The sequence below is a fragment of the Malaciobacter mytili LMG 24559 genome (genome assembly GCF_003346775.1).
Lineage (GTDB): Bacteria > Campylobacterota > Campylobacteria > Campylobacterales > Arcobacteraceae > Malaciobacter > Malaciobacter mytili.
Map to the genome: position 1 here is coordinate 1,444,833 of NZ_CP031219.1, position 18,390 is coordinate 1,463,222.

General features: G+C 26.7%; 19 protein-coding genes. 7 read left to right on the top strand and 12 right to left on the bottom strand.

All coding sequences use genetic code 11. From position 1 onward, the window contains the following. Positions 1-69 precede the first annotated feature (69 nt). Together AMYT_RS07325 and bamA are read right to left on the bottom strand one after the other, a co-directional pair. Entirely contained in the window at positions 70-1,137 is a 1,068-nt protein-coding gene (locus tag AMYT_RS07325; RefSeq protein ID WP_114841896.1) for a dehypoxanthine futalosine cyclase, read from the bottom strand. Continuing rightward, a complete protein-coding gene (gene bamA, locus AMYT_RS07330) occupies positions 1,137-3,389 on the bottom strand; it encodes an outer membrane protein assembly factor BamA (RefSeq protein WP_114841897.1) in 2,253 nt (750 codons plus the stop codon). Before bamA ends, AMYT_RS07325 begins: the two co-directional genes overlap by 1 nt. A 107-nt stretch (positions 3,390-3,496) precedes the next feature. Between bamA and AMYT_RS07335 the strand changes: the two genes are divergently transcribed. Further along, entirely contained in the window at positions 3,497-4,327 is an 831-nt protein-coding gene (locus AMYT_RS07335; protein ID WP_114841898.1) for a prephenate dehydrogenase, read from the top strand. A gap of 11 nt (positions 4,328-4,338) precedes the next feature. Here AMYT_RS07335 and folP read toward each other — a convergent pair whose 3' ends face one another. Genes folP through AMYT_RS07360 form a run of 5 tightly spaced genes read right to left on the bottom strand, consistent with a single transcriptional unit; the run spans position 4,339 to position 8,396 of the window. After that, a complete protein-coding gene (gene folP, locus AMYT_RS07340; RefSeq protein WP_114841899.1) occupies positions 4,339-5,484 on the bottom strand; it encodes a dihydropteroate synthase in 1,146 nt (381 codons plus the stop codon). Positions 5,485-5,486: 2 nt separating this feature from the next. Further along, entirely contained in the window at positions 5,487-6,119 is a 633-nt protein-coding gene (locus AMYT_RS07345) for a DNA polymerase III subunit delta' (protein ID WP_114841900.1), read from the bottom strand. Further along, complete coding sequence (locus AMYT_RS07350; RefSeq protein WP_114841901.1) at positions 6,119-6,670, bottom strand: HobA family DNA replication regulator; 552 nt, start codon at positions 6,668-6,670, stop codon at positions 6,119-6,121. The genes AMYT_RS07345 and AMYT_RS07350 overlap by 1 nt, the downstream gene beginning before the upstream one ends. Positions 6,671-6,672: 2 nt before the next feature. Beyond that, a complete protein-coding gene (locus AMYT_RS07355; RefSeq protein WP_114841902.1) occupies positions 6,673-7,881 on the bottom strand; it encodes an aspartate kinase in 1,209 nt (402 codons plus the stop codon). 17 nt (positions 7,882-7,898) lie between these two features. After that, a complete protein-coding gene (locus AMYT_RS07360) occupies positions 7,899-8,396 on the bottom strand; it encodes an RNA pyrophosphohydrolase (RefSeq protein WP_114841903.1) in 498 nt (165 codons plus the stop codon). Positions 8,397-8,451: 55 nt separating this feature from the next. Between AMYT_RS07360 and hemW the strand changes: the two genes are divergently transcribed. The 5 genes from hemW to AMYT_RS07385 are packed head-to-tail and all read left to right on the top strand — an operon-like array spanning position 8,452 to position 13,123. After that, complete coding sequence (gene hemW, locus AMYT_RS07365) at positions 8,452-9,516, top strand: radical SAM family heme chaperone HemW (protein ID WP_114841904.1); 1,065 nt, start codon at positions 8,452-8,454, stop codon at positions 9,514-9,516. A gap of 44 nt (positions 9,517-9,560) precedes the next feature. Further along, positions 9,561-10,394, top strand: coding sequence for a peptide chain release factor N(5)-glutamine methyltransferase (gene prmC / locus AMYT_RS07370; protein ID WP_114841905.1), 834 nt, complete (start codon positions 9,561-9,563; stop codon positions 10,392-10,394). Further along, positions 10,395-12,365, top strand: coding sequence for a M3 family metallopeptidase (locus AMYT_RS07375; RefSeq protein ID WP_114841906.1), 1,971 nt, complete (start codon positions 10,395-10,397; stop codon positions 12,363-12,365). Positions 12,366-12,419: 54 nt separating this feature from the next. Further along, positions 12,420-12,845 (top strand): hypothetical protein, encoded by a 426-nt coding sequence (locus tag AMYT_RS07380; protein WP_114841907.1) that lies wholly within the window; start codon positions 12,420-12,422, stop codon positions 12,843-12,845. A gap of 8 nt (positions 12,846-12,853) precedes the next feature. After that, complete coding sequence (locus tag AMYT_RS07385; RefSeq protein ID WP_114841908.1) at positions 12,854-13,123, top strand: hypothetical protein; 270 nt, start codon at positions 12,854-12,856, stop codon at positions 13,121-13,123. Positions 13,124-13,138: 15 nt separating this feature from the next. On the opposite strand, the gene AMYT_RS07390 is transcribed toward AMYT_RS07385, so the two are convergent. Beyond that, the gene (locus tag AMYT_RS07390) at positions 13,139-13,504 is read right to left on the bottom strand and encodes a sirohydrochlorin chelatase (RefSeq protein ID WP_114841909.1); all 366 of its coding nucleotides are present in this window, start codon (positions 13,502-13,504) and stop codon (positions 13,139-13,141) included. A gap of 319 nt (positions 13,505-13,823) precedes the next feature. Here AMYT_RS07390 and AMYT_RS07395 point away from each other — a divergent pair, with 319 nt between their 5' ends. Beyond that, positions 13,824-14,453 (top strand): LysE family translocator, encoded by a 630-nt coding sequence (locus tag AMYT_RS07395; protein ID WP_114841910.1) that lies wholly within the window; start codon positions 13,824-13,826, stop codon positions 14,451-14,453. Between the two features lie 99 nt (positions 14,454-14,552). On the opposite strand, the gene AMYT_RS07400 is transcribed toward AMYT_RS07395, so the two are convergent. The 4 genes from AMYT_RS07400 to AMYT_RS07415 all read right to left on the bottom strand — a co-directional run bounded on the left by AMYT_RS07400 (position 14,553) and on the right by AMYT_RS07415 (position 18,388). Then, a complete protein-coding gene (locus AMYT_RS07400) occupies positions 14,553-15,605 on the bottom strand; it encodes a tyrosine-type recombinase/integrase (RefSeq protein WP_114841911.1) in 1,053 nt (350 codons plus the stop codon). Positions 15,606-15,764: 159 nt separating this feature from the next. After that, positions 15,765-16,844, bottom strand: a complete 1,080-nt coding sequence (locus AMYT_RS07405) for a protein-glutamate methylesterase/protein-glutamine glutaminase (RefSeq protein WP_114841912.1) — start codon at positions 16,842-16,844, stop codon at positions 15,765-15,767. Positions 16,845-16,862: 18 nt separating this feature from the next. Further along, positions 16,863-17,546, bottom strand: a complete 684-nt coding sequence (locus AMYT_RS07410; protein ID WP_114841913.1) for a chemotaxis protein CheD — start codon at positions 17,544-17,546, stop codon at positions 16,863-16,865. Continuing rightward, entirely contained in the window at positions 17,543-18,388 is an 846-nt protein-coding gene (locus AMYT_RS07415) for a CheR family methyltransferase (RefSeq protein ID WP_114841914.1), read from the bottom strand. Before AMYT_RS07415 ends, AMYT_RS07410 begins: the two co-directional genes overlap by 4 nt. Between the last annotated feature and the right edge of the window lie 2 nt (positions 18,389-18,390).

Consider the following 18,390-nt stretch of genomic DNA (forward strand, 5'->3'; position numbering starts at 1 on the left):
TAAAATTCCTTGTAAACTAAGAAGTGTAATTACACCTTTGAATAGTTTTATAGCTTTCATAATTAAAACTTAGAACCTCTCTAAAATTTCATATGCTGTATTTCTTTTTGCAGGATATTCTCCCACATCTTTAATTAACTTAATCATCTCTTCTTGATTCATACAGTTTGTAGCTCCAGCAGCAGCAACTACATTTTCTTCCATCATTGTACTTCCCAAATCATTTGCACCAAATTTTAGTGCTAATTGTCCAATGTAAGAGCCTTGAGTAACCCATGAACTTTGGATATTTGGAAAATTATCTAAAAATAGTCTTGAAACTGCTAATAATCTTAAATATCTATTTGAAGATTGTGGTTTTAAATCAGGTATTTCTTCTTTTAATTTAGTATTTGCACTTTGAAAAGACCACATAATAAAAGCTCTAAATCCACCTGTTTCTTCTTGTAATCTTCTAATTAAATCCCAATGTTCAATAATCTCTTCATCTGTTTCAACAGTACCAAACATCATTGTAGCAGTTGTTTTCATTCCTATTGAGTGGGCAAGTCTATGAACTTCTAACCAATCTTCAACATCAATTTTTTTAGGAGCAATTACATCTCTTACTCTATCATTTAAAATCTCTGCACCTGCTCCTGGAATTGAACTTAAACCCTTAGCTTGTAATCTTTTTAAAACTTCAAGTTTAGAGATTTTTGAAACTTTTGCTATATAAGTTATTTCAATAGCAGAAAAGCTATGAAGAGTTATTTGAGGAAATTTAGTATGTATATGTTCAACTAAATCTTCATAATAATCAATTTTTAAATTTGGGTGAACTCCACCTTGCATAAGTATTTGTGTACCACCAATAGCAAGTAACTCTTCTATTTTTTTATCAATTTCATCATATGATAATAAATATGAGTCTTCATCTTTTTTATGTCTGTAAAAAGCACAAAATTTACAATCTACCCAACAAACATTTGTATAGTTAATATTTCTATCTACTACAAAAGTAGTGATTTTATCAGGATGTAGTTGAGCTTTTTTTTGGCTTGCTAACTTTCCTAACTCTAATAAAGGGGCATTTTGGATTAAATCCAAAGCCTCTTGTTTTGATAATCTTTTATCTAAATTTATTGGTTTAACCATTAAAAACTACTTCCTAATGAGAACTCAAATGATGATGTATCATCTCCAGATTTATCATCAATAGGTTTAGCAAAAATTAATTGAAGAGGACCAACTGGAGAAACCCATTCAAATAATGCACCTGTTGCAGATCTATTAATATCATTAAAATTATCTTCTCCAATCATACCATAATCATAGAATACTCCCCATCTCATTTTAGCAGTAGGTACTAAAGGAAAACTTAACTCAACAGAGTTAGAAAACATTCTTTTATATGGGTCTTCATATTCACCATCATCATTATTTGGACCAAATGCATAAGATTTAAATCCTCTTAAAGTTTTAGGTCCTCCAAGATATAAAGAATCCCCTTGATTAATTTGACCATTATCTATTAACATTCTTAAATCAGCTTTATATCTTAAAATCCAATCTAAATCTAAAGCATTTTGTAAAGAATAGAAATATTTAAAGTAAGTAGATGATTTAATATATTTTGAATCTCCACCAAGACCTGCAAACTCTAAAGAAGTTCCAGCTTTAAAACCACTTCTTGGAAGATAAAAGTCATCTGTGTTATTAAAGTTAATATAAGGAGTAATAGAACTTGTTACATAATCTGTATCTTCATAATATTTTTTTGAAGATTTTTTTATAAAGTCATCATCATAATCATACTCTTCTTTAATAAAGTCAAGTCTATATCTAGCTCCTGCATAGAAATTTCTAAAGAATTCTTTTCCAGCACCAATAGAAAAACCTGTTGATTTTTTATTTAATTCATAATTATCTCTAGTAATTTCAGTATCTGTATTGTGAATTTCAATATCACCATTATATTTACTATCTGCAATAGCAGGATTTCTTAAATTAAATTGGAACATTGATTCTTTTGAAGAAAGTTCAGTTGAAAGTCCAACACTAAGTCCTGAACCAAAGATATTATTATCATTAATAGAAGCATTAACCATCATCTTATCATAAGAACCATATCCTCCACCAAGGATAATATTTCCTGTTCTTGCTTCTACAACTTCTACAACTAAGTCCATTTTATCTTCAGTGATTCTTTTTTGTTGAATTTGTACATCATCAAAATAACCAGTTCTTTTTAGTTTTGAAACAGAATCTTTAAAATCTGTTAAACTAAATAAATCTCCAGGTGCTAAATATACATTTCTTCTAATAACTCTATCTAGTGTTCTTGCATTTCCAGAAATTTTCACATCATTAATATATACTTTTTGACCAGGAATTACATTAAATACTATATCTGCTGTTGAGTCTTTTTCATTTTTATTAATGTCATATTTAATTTGAGCAAAAGCATACCCTAAATCTGAAATTTGAGTTTTAATATAATCAACATCTTTTCTTAATTTAGAGATATTAAATACTCTATCTTTTTTTAAACTTAACTCAGGATATAAAGTTTCTGATTTTAAAATTGATTCATCAATATAAATCTTAATTGAGTTTGTTGTATATTGTTTACCTTCTTCAATAAAGAAGTCTAATTTTGCTTGATTTGAAGCAAAATCAACTTTTAAAAATGGATCTTTAACTTTTACATCTAAATAACCATTTTGAAAATATAGTTCACTAATTCTTGCACTTTCATATGGTAAATGATCAAGTTTTAACTCTCCATCATTTCTACCAAAAAACCAAGAAGCAAACTCTTTTTCTTTATTTGCAGTTACATTTTCAAAATCATCATTTTCTAGATTTTGTGCACCTATATAATTTACTTTTTTAATAATTATCTCATCACCTTTATTTACATTAAATATAAGTGATACCGAACTTTCATTAATTTGTTCAACTTCTATTTCTACAATAGAGTTAATATAACCTTCTTTTTCTAATTCAGTTAATAATACCTCTTTGGCTTCTTTAGCTTTTTGAGGTGAATACATACTTCCTTTTCTAAGACCCATTAGAACTTTAAGACTTTGAATATCTTCTTCTCTTGTTTTATACCCTGTAATTTCTAGATTGGCAATTGAAGGCTTTTCTTGAAATGTAAATTGTAAAATACCATTATTAGAGTTTACTGAAATGTCATCAAAGTATCCAAACTTATAAAATTCTTTAATAGCATTATTTACTTTAATAATATCTAAGTCATCACCAACTTTTAAATTTAAAGTTTCATTTGCAATTTGAGAGGAAATTTTAGTTAAGTTAATATATTCAATTGAATTGATTTGCTCTGCATGAAGTAATGAAGCTAACGTTATAGATAATAAGGTAAGTCTCTTTTTCACATTAATCCTTAGTACTTTTATAATTAAAGTAGCTAATATATCTAAATAAACTTTATAGCATGATTAAGATATAATTGTTTAAATAATTATTCTAAAAGGTATACATAGTGAATATAGGTATAGTTGGATTGGGACTAATGGGTGGTTCTTTAGCAAAAGCTGTAAAAAGATATGGCATTGCTAAAAAAGTTCTTGGATATATTAATAATGAAAAAAATAAAAAAGATGTCCTAGAATTAAAACTTGTTGATGAAATTGTTGACTTAGAAACATTAAAAAAAGAGTCTGATGTAATAATCTTAGCAGTGCCTGTTGATGCTATTATAGAGATGTTTCCATCATTTTTAGATATTGATGAAAAAACTACTATTATAGATATGGGTTCTACAAAAGAGTATATTGTAAAAAATATTCCAGAAGAAATAAGAGAAAATTTTGTACCAGCACATCCAATGACAGGTACAGAAAAATCAGGACCTAAAGCGGCAATTGATGATTTATATGAAGGTAAAACTGTAGTTTTATGTAATCTTGAAAAAAATGGTAATACTCATGTAAATAAAGCTTTTAGAATCTTCCAAGGTATTGGAATGAGAATAGTTGTTATGGATGCAGATGAACATGATGTTCATGCTTGCTTTATGTCTCATTTACCCCATGCAATTTCATTTTCATTGGCAAATACTGTAATGAGTCATGAAGACCCTAAATCTATCATTGCACTTGCTGCTGGGGGATTTAAAGATATGAGTAGAATAGCAAAATCAAGCCCTAGAATGTGGACTGATATTTTTAAACAAAATAGAAAAAATCTTCTTTCTTCAATTGATTTATTTGAAGAACATATGAAAAAAGTACGAAAAATGGTAGAAGATGAAAATTATGAAGAGCTAGAAAAATGGATGGCAAAAGCAAATACTTTGCATGAAATTTTATAAAAGAGATACTTTTAAAGTATCTCTTGAGATAAAATAGCTTCTTGAACTTTTATTGCTTGGTAGTGCTCTTTTACATCATGACATCTTATAATAGAAGCACCTTTTTTAATTGATTCTAAATGAATAGCTAAAGTTCCAGGTAGTCTTTGTTCAATAGTTGAAGGAACTATTTTATCAATCATTGATTTTCTACTAGCTCCTATTAATAACTCACAACCTAGATGCTTAAAATGTTCTAAATGATTTAAAAGTTTTAAATTATGTTCTAAAGTTTTACCAAAACCAATTCCCACATCTAAAACTATATCTTTAACTCCAAACTCTTTTGCTTTTAACATTTGTTTTTCTAAAAATTCTTCAACTTCTAAAATAACATCTTCATAAACTGGATTTACTTGCATAAAAGTAGGGTCTTTTTGCATATGCATAATAACAGCAGTTGCATTATATTTTGCACATAATTTTATAACTTCTTCATTTTGTAAGCCAGTAATATCATTTACTATATCAAATCCCTTATTTAATACATAATCAATTACTAAAGGTTCATATGAATCAATTGAAAATCTTGCTTTTTCATAAAGTTTTGTAGAATATATAGCATCTGCAATATTTTTTACCCTTGAAAGTTCTATTTCAGGCTCAACAGGTAGACTTCCAGGTCTACTTGATACAGCTCCAATATCTATAATATCAGCACCATCTTCAATAAGTTTTTCTATTCTTGAAATAGCTTCAACTTCATTAAATCTACTATTTTTAAAAAATGAGTCTTCATTTGCATTTAAAACACCCATTATTTTAGTTTTATATTTTTTATCTAAAATATATGAAGTTAATTGTTTAGCTAAGTTTTTTAAGCCAAAAGGTTGAGCTAACTCTTTTTTACTTAATAGTTTTAAATGTTTAGAAGAAGCAATTAAAATTGCATTAACATATTTATCTTTTGCAATAATTACCCCTGTTGGAACTGCTAAATCTGCACCAATTGATAAAGCATCTTGTTTTAAAATATTAGCAGCTGCCACATGAAGATTTTTTATATAAATAGTATGAAGTGTACTTTTATTATTTAGTATTGAAATACCACCTTTATCACATCCTAATTTTTCAAATAGTGATTTTGCATCACTAATAGATATTTTATATATTTGCATAATTAAAACCTATTTTTTCTATGATTTAGCGTAAGAAGTAGGGTAGTTAATACATTTATAGGTCTTGAATTTAAATCAATTAATTTTATGCAATCAGAAAACATTTCTAATTCTTTTCTTGTTAATTTGATTTTTTGTTCATTTACTTTTAATAGTATTGATTCAACTAATACTTTTGCCTCTTGTTTTGTGATTTTTTGATTATCTTTTAAAAAATTATAAATATCTTTTAAATCAAGTCTTAATATATCTAAATTACTAGCAATACTTATTGTAGATTTTTTTAGATATTTATGAGGTAGTCTTGAAAATATAGTAGGTAAAATAGTAGATTTTGTTGTAGTTACAATAATAAAAACTATATTTTTAGGGGGTTCTTCTAAAACTTTTAATAATGAGTTTTGTGCTTCACTTCTAAAAGTAGTACCACATAAAATAATATATTTTTTATTATTTGAAGCAATATAAGCCTCTTTAATTGCTGCATTTGCTTGTGCAATTAAAAATTCATCTTTTTCTTCATTTTTAATTACCCTTGTTGAATGAGTGGGTAAAGTTGAAATAAGATAGCTTATAGTATCTTCAACACTATTAACAATTAAAATAATCGATGAATCTATTTTTATATCAATCATTAATTCTCTACATTTATTTCTGCAAAAAGTGCTGCACTTAAAGTTTTATTATAAAGTCTAAACATTTGAAGCAATTTCATATCTAAAGCTTCATCTTTACTTCTTAAGTTAAAAGCATCTTGCATCTCTTCATCAAAAAGCCATAGAAAAGAGTTTTTTGAAACTTTTGGAATAATAGCTCTAACATCTTGACTTCTACCAATATACCAAAAACAATAGCCATTAGGAAAAGAGATATTTAACATATCTTTTATATAACTAATATCCTCTTCAGATTTTACTTCATCTAAATATTTATATAAACCTTTTGCATCATAAAAAGGTAAAAAAGGTCTATTTAAAGTAGGTGAATTAATATTTGTAAAAATATATTCTAAATACCAATCTCTTTCTTTATCAGTTACAATTATAACAGAACACCCTTTTTCTAAAATATTTAAAATTGATTTTGCAACTAAAGGTGTCCATTCATATTTTTTTTCTTCTAACCAAGGAGATAAAAGTTTATCTTCCCTGATTGTATCAACTGTCCAATTTAAAAATTCTTGCACTATTATTTATCCAAATTATATGCATCATGTAAAGATCTAACTGCTAATTCAGCATATTTTTCTTCAATAATCATAGAAATTTTAATTTCACTTGTTGAAATTATTCTTATATTAATATTTTCTTGCGCTAAAGTTGTAAACGCTTTTGATGCAACTCCTGTATGAGACTTCATACCAACACCAACTATAGATACTTTACAAATAGAATCATTATAATCTATATTTCCAGCATCTTTTTTAAATTTTTCCATAACTCTTTTGCAAGCTTCAAAATCAGTTGTTGGAATAGTAAAATCTAAATCTGTTTCACCATCAACACCCACTGTTTGAACTATCATATCCACATTGATATTTTCATCTGCTAATGAAGTAAATATAGCAGCAGCAATACCTGGTTTATCTGCAACCCCATACATACCAACTCTAATTTGATTTTTATCTAATGCAATACCACTTACAACTGGTTTTTCCATAATATTCTCTTCCTTAGTTATTAATGTACCTTCAACTTCTGGCGTAAAGCTGCTTCTTGATACTAAATTTACATTTAATTTTTTCGCCATTTCAACAGATCTATTTTGTAAAACTTTTGCTCCTAATGATGCTAATTCTAACATCTCATCATAAGAGATTTTATCTAGTTTTTTTGCTTTTGGTTCAATTCTTGGGTCAGTTGTATAAATACCATCCACATCCGTATAAATTTCACATACATCAGCTTCAATTGCACCAGCAATTGCAACAGCTGTAAGGTCACTTCCACCTCTACCTAATGTACTTACTCTTCCTTCTTCAGTGATTCCTTGAAAACCAGCAACAATAATAATTTTACCTTCACTAATTGCTTTTTTCATTGATTTGGTGTTAATATTTTCAATTCTTGCTTTTGTGTAAGAGTTATCTGTAACAATTCCAGCTTGTCTTCCACTCATTGAAACAGCTTTATAACCTTGTTCATTTAAAGCAATTGATAAAAGTGCTGAAGTAACTCTTTCCCCTGAACTTAATAACATATCTAATTCAGATTTTTTAGGGTCTTTTGAAAAATATTCTGCATATTCTATCAATTTATTAGTCTCTCCGCTCATTGCAGATACTACTGCAATAACATCATGACCTTCATCTCTAATTTTTTTTATTATATTAGCAACATTTTGGATTCTATCCAAACTACCAACACTTGTTCCACCAAATTTTAATACTTTTAACATTTTTTATATAACCTTTTTTAAATATAACCTTCTTTTTTAAAATATTTCAATACCTGTTTATACACTGTTCTTTTGAAAAACGTAATATAATCATATATATTATCAGTCTTTACAAATTTATATTCACTAAACTCTGGAACATCAGTATTTATATCAATCTTTGCGCCTTTTTTCAGTTTAACCAGATAATATCTTTGAATTTGACCATCATAAGGTTGCATTTTTTTAGCAATTGCTGGAGGAAATTCATAGCTTACCCATTGAGGATATTCTGCAATTATCTCCACATCCTTAGTTCCGATTTCTTCTTCAAGTTCTCTAAAAAGAGCCTGTTTTGATGATTCTCCCTCATCAATTCCACCTTGTGGAAATTGCCAAGCATTTTCTACATCAGTTCTTGAAGCAATAAAAACTTCACATTTTTCAGGATATTTTGCTGATAATACTATTGCTGCAACATTTGGTCTAAAGTTTTTGCCATCTTTTTTTGGTATTGTCTCTCTTTTATCAGTCATAAATATATTTTCCCTTATAATTAGCCCAAAATTATATTTAATTTAGGATTAAAAATTGCTTTTATACATACATATTCCTTTTTGCGACAGTAAGTGTCATTATTGTGCGTTTAATTCCTACACGGATAGATTTCACTTAAAACATAATTATATGCAAGCCTTAATAAAACAGTTAGAGTTTGAACTTAAGTATTTAGATGAAAAAAATGAAAAACTACAAACAGTTTTTATAGGTGGGGGGACTCCAAGTTCTGTAAAATTTGAAGAATATAAAGAGGTTTTTAAACTTATAAAACCTTATTTAACAGAAAATTGTGAAATTACAACTGAAGCCAACCCTAACTCAGCTTCAATTAAATGGCTTGAGGGAATGAAAAGTTTTGGGGTAAATAGAGTTAGTTTTGGAGTACAAAGTTTTAATAATGAAAAATTAAAAAAACTAGGAAGGTCCCATAATAATAAAAGTGCAATAGAAGCTATACAAAATGCAAAAAATGTAGGTTTTGAAAAAATTAATTGTGATATTATATATGGGGTACAAGATGATAGTTTTGAAAGTTTAAAAAAAGATTTTGATATGGCTTTTTCTTTACCAATAAATCATTTAAGTGCATATAGTTTAACAATAGAAGAGGGCACAAAATTTTTTAATAAATCAAATATTAAAATAGATGATGAAGAACTATCATATAAAATTTTTGAATATTTTGAAAAAAATGGCTTTATTCAATATGAAATCTCAAATTTTGCAAAATCTAAAGAAGCTGAGTCAAAACATAATTATGGATATTGGCAGCATAAAGAGTATTTAGGAGTTGGAGCAGGAGCTGTTGGATATAAAAACTCATATAGATATTATCCTTTAAAAGGTATTGAAGAGTATATTTTAACTCCTACAAAATATAAAATTGAAGATTTAAGTATAGAAGATATAAAAGTTGAAAAAACTCTTTTAGGTTTTAGATGCTCAACGGGAGTTGAATTATCTATTTTTAATAAAGAAGAGTTAGAAAAAATCAATTATTTAGTAGAAGAAAATAAGCTTAAGCTTGATAAATATAGAGTTTTTAATAAAAACTTTTTACTTGCAGATGAGTTAGCTTTATATATATTAGAGTAAAGATACTATAAAATACTCACCTTATAAAATTTAAAAGGATATATTTGACAATAAAAGCTTGTATAAAAAAATATGCAAATGAATTAAAAAATATTACTCATATACCAAATAAAGAAGTAGAAATTTTAATACTTCATCTTTTACAAAAGAATGTTATTTGGTTACATTTAAATAGTCATTTAGAATTTGAATATGAAAAAGAGTTAGAAAAGTTAGTAAAAAAAAGAGCTACTGATTATCCTTTGGAATATCTTACTAAAAAAGCATCTTTTTATGGTGAAATTTTTGAAGTAGCTACAAATGTTTTAATACCTAGACCAGAAACAGAGCTTTTAGTTGATAAAGCTATAGAAATTTTAGAAGAAATAAAAAGTCCTAAAGTTTTAGAAATTGGTGTTGGCTCAGGAATAATTTCAGTAATGCTAGCAAAACTAATAGAAGATATATCTATAATTGCAGTTGATATAAATGATGATGCTTTAGAACTTGCAAAAACAAATGCAATAAAACATGGGGTAGAAGATAAAATAGAGTTTATAAAAAGTGATTTATATGCAAATATTTCAAATGAAATAGATTTTCATATGACAATTTCAAATCCCCCTTATATTGCAAATAATTGTAAACTTCCAAAAAATGTTGAGTTTGAACCTAAAAATGCCTTATTTGGTGGAAAAGTAGGAGATGAACTTTTAAAAATGATTATAGAACAAACTTATAGTAGAAAAATCAAATATCTATTATGTGAGATGGGATATGATCAAAAAAAACCTTTAGAAGAGTTTTTTAAAACTTTTAATATTGAAGAGTATAGTTTTTATAAAGATTACTCAGATTTTGATAGAGGCTTTGTTATTAAATTTAAAAAGGAGAAATAAATGTTTAAAGAGTTTAATTTAGAAAATTTTGAAAATAGTAAAAATATATTAGAAGAAAAAATTAATAAGAGTAAAGAGCAAATTGAAAGTTTATTAAAAATTGAAAATAAAACATATGAAAATTTTGTTAAACCATATCAAGAAGTAGGGGAGAGCTTAAATGATTTTCTTACTCCTATCTTTCATATTGATTCTGTAAAGAATACAAAAATAACGCAAAAAGTTTTAGAAGAGTGCCTTCCAATCATCTCACTTTATGAAACTGAGTTATCTCAAAATGTATTTATTTATAGAGCTTTAAAAGATATACATTCTAACTCTTATACATCATTAAATGATATACAATTAAAAGTGCTTGAAAATGAAATAAGAGACTTTGAATTAAGTGGGTGTCATTTAGAAAATAATAAAAAAGAGAGATTAAAAGAATTAAATATAAAGCTAAGTGAACTATCTCAAAAGTTTTCACAAAACCTTTTAAATGCTACAAATAGTTTTGAGATGATTATTGATGATTTTGAAGATGTAAAAGAGATACCTAAATCAGATTTAGAACTTGCAAAATTTGAAGAAGAGGGTAAAACAAAATATAAATTTACATTACAAATGCCATCTTATTTAGCATATATTACATATGGTTCAAATAGGCAAAAAAGAGAAGAAATATATAAAGCTTATACAACAAGAGCACCTGAAAATGAAGAGATAATAAATGAAATTTTAAAATTAAAAGATGAAAAAGTTAAGCTTTTAGGTTTTAATTCATATGCCCAATACTCATTAAGTAGAAAAATGGCAAATAGTGAAGAAGAAGTAATCTCTTTTTTAGAAGAGTTGGCAAAAAAAGGTAAAAATAAAGCAAAAGAAGAGTTAAAAGAAGTAGAAGAGCTAGCTTTAAAGCTTGATGGTTTAAAAGAGTTAAAAAGCTTTGATATAAGCTATTATAGTGAAAAGTTAAAGAAAGCTAAATATGATTTAGATGAGGAGTATTATAGGCCTTATTTTGAACAGAAATCAGTATTGGAAGGATTTTTTACTTTTTTAAAAGAGATTTTTAATATTGAGTTTAAAGAAGTTGAAGCATTAAAATGGGATGAAAAAGTAAAAGTTTACAATATCTTAGAAGAAGAAAAAACAATTGCTAGAATTTATCTTGATTTAGAAGCAAGAAAAGATAAAAGAGGTGGAGCGTGGATGAATAACTGGCATACACATTTTACTGATTCTAAAAATATTAAACATCTTCCAACTGCATACATAGTATGTAATTTTCCTCAATCAAGTGAAACAACACCATCACTTTTAAGACATTCAGATGTGGTTACACTATTTCATGAAATGGGGCATGCATTACATCATTTATTAAGTAAAGTAGAAGAACCAAATGTAAGTGGAATAGCTGGAGTTGCATGGGATGTTGTTGAATTTCCTTCTCAATTTTTAGAATATTTTGCTTATGCTAAAGATGTATTGAAATTTTTTGCAAAACATTATGAAACTAAAGAAGTTTTAGATGATGAAGCAATTAATAGAATTATAAATGCTAAAAACTTTCAATCTTCACTTGCAATGATAAGACAAATAGAATTTGCATTGTTTGATTTTAAACTACATCAAAAGTTATACACAAATGCACAAGAGATACAAGCATTATTAGATAGTATTAGAGCAGAGTATAGCCCAATTCTTCCACCTTCTTATAATAAATTCCAAAATGGTTTTTCTCATATTTTTGGTGGTGGCTATGCGGCTGGATATTATTCATATAAATGGGCTGAAGTATTAAGTGCGGATGCCTTTTATATGTTTATTGACTCTAACAATTTGTTTAATAAAGAGTTAGCTTTAAAATATAAACATACCATTTTAGAAAAGGGTGGTTCTCAAAATATGGATAAATTGTTTTTTAATTTTGCACAAAGAGAACCAAGTGTTGATTCTTTATTAAAAATTGATGGAATTATTAGCTAATTTTTGTAATAATTAAGTTTTCAAATACAAAATACCAAAGAGGACTTAATAAATATGACTAATCAAGAGACTATTGCAAAGTTAAATGAAGCACTAAATACATTAATTAAAGCATATGAGCAATTACAAAATGAGAATACAATATTAGAAGAAAAAATTGCATCATTAGAAAAAGAAAAAAATGAATTAGAAAATAAAAACAGAAATTTAGAAGATAATGTTAATGAATTAAATGATTCAACAGAAAAACAAAACAATAATATAAACTCTATGTTAAATAAAATAGAGAGTTTATTAGGTAACAAAAAAGAAAAAAGTTCTAATGAAAGCTATAAAAAAGAAGATAAAAATGATAGCTTAGAAGAGATTTTAGAGGAAGAGCTAGAAAATAGCTCTTCTCGCTATCCTTCACAACCAACAAGTGAAAATAAAATTGATCTAAATAGAATGGCTTCTTTATTAAATGGATTTAATAATTAAAATAAAAGATGACAAAACAGATAAGTAAAAATATATTATTTAATACTTTTAAAGTTGAAGATTTTACCTCATTAGAAGAAGTTATAAATAATATGCCGCCATCAGTAGTGGAATATTACTTGGATAATTTAGATCAAATTGAAGATAACTCTTATTTAAATAAAAGAGATATAGAACACTCTTTATATTTTGGAAATTACAGTCTTTATTTAGATTATAGCGATAATATTTATTTAGAAATTGATATAAAAGATGAAGAGACAGATAGTTTTTGGTAAAACTTCTGTCTTATGCTAAATATCCTTTTCTAGAATATTTGATAAAATTAAAGAACTTATTCCTTTACAGATACCTAAATGTGGTAATAATTCAAATTTAATGTTAGGATAATTAACTCTTGATTGTTCTATTATATTAGGTATATCACTTTTTACATGTTTTCCAGCTGCCAAAAAGTAGGGGAAAACTTTTATTTCTTTAGCTCCTGTTTTTATTTGTTCCTCTATTTCTTCTAAAAGAGAAGGTTTAGATAATTCTAAAAAAGCATAAGTAATATGTAATGAATTATTTTCTTTTTTTATATTTTTAACAAGTTCTATTACTTCCATATTTGAACTTTCTAATTTACTTCCATGAGCTACAATAATTAATGTGGTCATTACAATCCTTTTAAATAAGTATATTCTAGTAATATTTAATGTTTTTTAATATAAGAATTTTGTTAATTTATTTTAGTTGATATACTAAAATAGGGGGTTTAAATATCCCAAATTTCTTTTATTTTAAATTTGATAGCAAATTGTTAATGCAAATAAGATAAGTATACTTCCCATAAATATATTAAAATTACGTAATCTTTGATTTGTATTTAAAAAAGTGTTGCTTTTTCTCCTAAAATTTCCCAAAAGTAAAGAGATAAATAGCAAATACTAAAATTAAAAAATAATTAAGTATAATACCTCAAAAAAAGGATTTTATATGTTAGAATTATCAAGTATATATTTATTTATTGCAACATCATTTATATTATGTTTAGTGCCAGGGCCTGATAATATTTATGTATTAACCCAAGGGATGACTAAAAGTAAAAAAGCTGCATTTGTTACAACTCTCGGTCTTACAAGTGGTATTACTATACATACAACAGCTGCTGCTTTTGGTATTTCTGTGATTTTTCAAACCTCAGAAATTGCTTTTAACTTAGTTAAATTTGCTGGTGCTGCTTATTTATTGTATATTGCTTATCAAGCTTTTAAATATAGAAATGTACCACTTGATTTAAGTATTCAAAATTCATCAAATGAACTTAAAAAACTTTATATTAAGGGTTTTATTATGAATGTCTTGAATCCTAAAGTTTCTATCTTTTTTCTAGCATTTCTACCACAGTTTGTTACTCCCTCAAATGGAAATATTCCTATGCAAATGATTACTTTAGGTGTGATTTTTATGACTTTGACGATTATTACTTTTTCTTTGATTGGAGTGACAGGAAATATATTAAGTAAAAAACTATTAGAAAAGCCTAGTATTGTAAAATATATGAATATTTTAACTTCTTTTGTATTAGGTGGATTAGCAGTTAAACTAGCTTTATCTTCAAAGTAGATTTAAAAGTATTACTAGGGCTATAAGATATAGTCTTAGTTGTACAATTTATTGACACTAGATGTTAATTTTTAAAATTTTAGTAAAAAAAATTTTCATTTAAAATATATCCATTGTACGTTTTAGTTTTTCTTTATCAAAGTGAGTATAAATTCTAGAAGTATTTATATCTGCATGTCCCAATGCTTCTTGTACTAAAATTAGATCATGATGTTTTTGATATAATAAAGTTGCAAAAGAGTGTCTTAACATATGCGCTCCATTTTTTTCTTTTCTAATACCTGCTGTTATTAATATATTTTCAACCATTCTACTTACATATGCTTGAGTTAATCTATTTCCTTTTTTATTACATACTAATAAATCATTATTACAAAGTCTAATATCAAGCCAATTTTTTAAATCATTTTCAATAATTTTAGCTTTTATCATTACAACTCTTGGCTTATTACCTTTACCTTTTATTTGTAAAATATATACATCATCTTCTTTAAAAATATCTTTTATTTTTAAATTTAATATCTCAGAAACCCTTACACCTGTATAGATAATAGTTTTTATAATTAATCTATTTCTATAAGAGGTATTTTCACTAAACTCAAAAGTATCAATTGCTTGTAAAAATCTATCTATTTCATCTTTATTCATATAAGCAGGTAATTTAGTACCACTTTTACCACTTAAACCTTGCCAATTTTTTAATTCAATTTTATAAAAATAAGAGTTTCCATCTTCTTTTGCATTTTGTTTATCAATATAAGAAAATAAAGATAGTAGGGCGATTCGATGATTTTTCTTAGAAGCATCAGAAAGTCCACTTGTAACAGTTGCTAAAAAATCACTTAAAACTTCTTCATCTATTTCTTTCATAGAAGCAAAACCAAGCTCAGTTAAGTAATTGTATAGCTTTAATAGGGGGTTAAAATATGTATTTATTCCAGATAAACCTATATTTCTTGCTTTTTTTACAATTGTATTAAGTTCTTCTATATCTTTAGTACCTTTATTTAAATGTTGTAATATCTTAGATAGTTCATTTTGATTTTCAACTAAACGATTTGATAAAGTAGTAAGTTTATTTCTAATAACTCTTTCAATCCAAAACTTTAAACTCTTATCAAATTCCTTATAAAAATCCAATTCATATTTCATTTAAAACCTTTTATCTATAATATTAAAATTCTAGCATAATTACTATTTATCTAAAAAGAATACTCTAAATAGTAAAATAATATATTTTAGTATTGAAAACTATAATTTTCAAACTAATTTATGTATCCTTTAAAAGAAGCCAGATAATATATATCTTATCTATCTTCTTCTTCCTTTTGCAAATTCTACAATATAATCTGCAATTTCATCTAAATGTATTATATCTTTTACAGCATTTGCCTCTATTGCTTTGGCAGGCATTCCAAATACAACACAACTCTCTTTATTTTGTGCAACTGTATAAGCTCCATTATCATGTAGCTCTTTCATTGCAATTGTACCATCATCACCCATTCCTGTCATCATAACAGCCATAGCTCCGCCACCAGCACTATTATTAACAGACCTAAATAATACATCTACACTTGGTTTATGATGACTTACTTTTTTAGTATCTAATAATCTAGTAACATATTTACCATCTCTTCTTTTTTCAATAGATAAATGCATATTACCAGGAGCTAAGTAAGCATGACCATATTCTAGTATCATGCCCTCCTTTGCCTCATGTACATGTAAATCAGAGTTTGCATTTAATCTTTGAGCAAAAGATGAAGAAAATCCATAAGGAATATGTTGTGTTATTACTATTGGAGGTAAATTAGCAGGTAATCTTCTAAATACCTTTAATAAAGACTCAACTCCACCTGTTGAAGAACCAATTGCAATTAGTTTTCCTCCTGGAAAAGTTGCAGGAAAAGATTTTATTACTTCATCTGGATGAATTTTATATTCAATCTCTGTTGAAGCAGTTTTTGCAACTGGTTTTAAAGGTTTTGGTTTTTTTAAAGTATATCTTTTTAAAAGGAATGTTAAATTTAATAAAGTATCTTTTATTCTCTCTTGAAAGTGAGCCATTGATTCACCATTTTCAGGCTTAGGGATAAATCCCACTGCACCATCATCAAAAATATCATTTCCTCTTACACTCTCACCTGATACTACAACAGCAGGCATAGGGTGAAGTCTCATAAGATTTCTTAGAAAAGTAACACCATCCATTTTAGGCATATTTATATCAATAGTTACTAAGTCTGGTTCATATTGTTTGATTTTTTCTCTTGCATCATAAGCATCCATTGCATCAGCAACTACCTCAAATTCCTCAATAGAATTAATCATATCTTTTAAAATTCTTCTCATAGAAGGTGAATCATCAATTACTAAAACTGTATACATACTCTATTCTCATTTATATTAAAATAGTTCAATTTCCATTTGTGGTTCATCTTTTTTCTTATATTCTTCGTTAAATAAGTCAACACCACCAACATATTCTTTGATAACTGGCTCTTTCGTAATCTCCGTTTGAAGTGCTTTTTCTTCAGATACGATTTTAGCATCTGTCGCAGATTTTTGAGTAACTTTAATAAATGTATCAAAATCATTAGTTAAAAGAATTAGCCTACCATGCTCACCCCTAGTGTGTTCACTAATAAGTTTAAATCCTTCAGCTCTACAAAAATCCTTTGCAAATTCTACATTTCTATGCCCAATACTGTTAATTGAAGCACTATTTAATTGCATAATATCAGCACCACCGGAAATTTTCGCAGAAATATTTTCTTTTCTGCAACCTAATTTATACATCTCATTTAGCATGGCTTCAACTGAATAAAGACCATATTTCATATCTTCATTTGAGTTTTTAGTAGAGGGCAATAAGAAATGGTTCATACCTTTAATTTTCGTTTTTTTGTCATAAAACATAATTGCAACACAAGAACCTAGTAAAGTTTTAAAAGCCACTTCGTCGTCATCTCTTCCAACAGCAAACTCTCCACCAATAATTGTGTGAGTATTAAAGCCTTTAACTTTTTGAGTAAATCTTGAATTTGAAGCTTTTTCAATACTTCCATCTTTATGACCGATTATTATCAATATATATCCTTAGTCTTTATAAAAATATTTTGCCCTGCTCTTTGCACATAATTTATTAAATCATGTGGATTTTCCGAATGTCCTAAATATAAAGTCCCACCTATTTTTAAATGTGAGAAAAGTTTTTTTAATATTTTATTTTGATCTTCTACTGAAAAGTATATCAATACGTTACGACAAAATATAACATCAAATTCATTTTTATTATATGGATAAGACGAGTCATTAAGATTCATTATCTTAAAAGTAATCATCTTTTTTAATTCATCTTTTACTTTTATAAGAATCTCTTCATTTGCAAGATTCTTTTCAACTCTTCTTTTAAAATACTTTTGAGGTTTAATCCAAGAAGGAAACTCTTTTGAAGACTTAGAAAACCTATATACCCCATTTGCTGCATATTGTAAAACATTTGTATCAATATCTGTGGCTATTATAGTTGCATTTAGACTTCTACCTAAGGTTTCCCTTGCTTCCATAACTGTCATAGCCATAGAATAAGGTTCTTCACCTGTAGAAGAAGCAGAACAATACATTTTAATTTGCTGTCCACTTTTTGCAAAAGTAGGTAAAATCCTATCTCTTAAATCTTCAAAATGAAAACATTCTCTAAAAAAATGTGTTTTATTAGTTGTAAAAGAGTTTATAAATTCTGTTGTATTGCTACCTTTTTCAATAGCATCTAACAAATCTTCTAAATCTCCATTAAACCTTGTATCTCTTCTTAGCTTATGTAACCTATTCGCTATCATAATATCTTTATTCTCTGCTAGAGTAATTCCAGTTAGAGAATAAAGAATTTTTTTTACTCTTTCATGTAAATGTACTGTATTATCATTCATAG